General features: G+C 60.2%; 1 protein-coding gene. It reads right to left on the bottom strand.

The features are described 5' to 3' along the window. The coding region (locus AC1D2K_RS34405) for a HAMP domain-containing protein (protein ID WP_478094878.1) at positions 1-1,611 on the bottom strand (1,611 nt) is incomplete at both ends.

Below are 1,611 nucleotides of genomic sequence, written 5' to 3'. Positions count from 1 at the left end.
GTCAGGTTACCGGCCATGAAGTTGACGTTGTCGGTCAGATCCTTCCAGGTACCGGCAACGCCCTGCACATCGGCTTGCCCGCCCAACTTGCCTTCAGTACCCACTTCTCGTGCCACCCGCGTCACCTCAGAGGCAAAGGACCGAAGCTGGTCCACCATGGTGTTGATGGTRTTCTTGAGCTCCAGAATCTCGCCCTTCACGTCCACCGTGATCTTCTTGGAGAGGTCGCCGGCTGCCACGGCCTTGGTCACGTCGGCAATGTTTCGCACCTGTGATGTCAGGTTACCGGCCATGAAGTTGACGTTGTCGGTCAGATCCTTCCAGGTACCGGCAACGCCCTGCACATCGGCTTGCCCGCCCAACTTGCCTTCAGTACCCACTTCTCGTGCCACCCGCGTCACCTCAGAGGCAAAGGACCGCAGCTGGTCCACCATGGTGTTGATGGTGTTCTTGAGCTCCAGAATCTCGCCCTTCACGTCCACCGTGATCTTCTTCGAAAGGTCACCGGCCGCCACAGCCGTCGTCACTTCGGCAATATTACGCACCTGCGCCGTCAGGTTGGAGCCCATGGAGTTGACCGAATCGGTCAAGTCCTTCCAGGTRCCRGCCACGCCCTGCACRTCGGCCTGCCCGCCCAGCTTGCCYTCGGTACCCACCTCGCGCGCCACACGCGTCACTTCAGAGGCAAAGGACCGCAGCTGGTCCACCATGGTGTTGATGGTGTTCTTGAGCTCCAGAATCTCGCCCTTCACGTCCACCGTGATCTTTTTGGACAGGTCACCGGCCGCCACAGCCGTCGTCACCTCGGCAATGTTGCGCACCTGGCCGGTCAGGTTAGATCCCATGGAGTTGACCGAATCGGTCAAGTCCTTCCAGGTACCGGCCACGCCCTGCACGTCGGCCTGCCCGCCCAGCTTGCCCTCGGTGCCCACTTCTCGTGCCACCCGCGTCACTTCAGAGGCAAAGGACCGCAGCTGGTCGACCATGGTATTGATGGTGTTCTTGAGCTCCAGAATCTCGCCCTTCACGTCCACCGTGATCTTTTTGGACAGGTCACCGGCCGCCACGGCCTTGGTCACCTCGGCAATGTTGCGCACCTGGCCGGTCAGGTTGGAGCCCATGGAGTTGACCGAATCGGTCAAGTCCTTCCAGGTACCGGCTACGCCCTGCACATCGGCCTGCCCGCCCAGTTTGCCCTCAGTACCCACTTCTCGTGCGACTCGCGTTACTTCGGATGCAAAAGACGAGAGCTGGTCCACCATGGTGTTGATGGTGTTCTTGAGCTCCAGAATCTCGCCCTTCACGTCCACCGTGATCTTTTTGGACAGGTCACCGGCCGCCACGGCSGTSGTSACYTCGGCAATGTTGCGSACCTGGCCGGTSAGGTTAGATCCCATGGAGTTGACCGAATCGGTCAAATCCTTCCAGGTGCCGGCTACACCTTGCACATCGGCCTGCCCGCCCAGCTTGCCCTCGGTGCCCACCTCGCGTGCGACTCGCGTTACTTCGGATGCAAAAGACGAGAGCTGGTCCACCATGGTGTTGATGGTGTTCTTGAGCTCCAGAATCTCGCCCTTCACGTCCACCGTGATCTTCGTCCACCGTGATCTT

This window comes from Variovorax sp. P1_H12_2, assembly GCF_056405335.1.
This window is presented reverse-complemented; position numbering and strand designations above follow the sequence as displayed.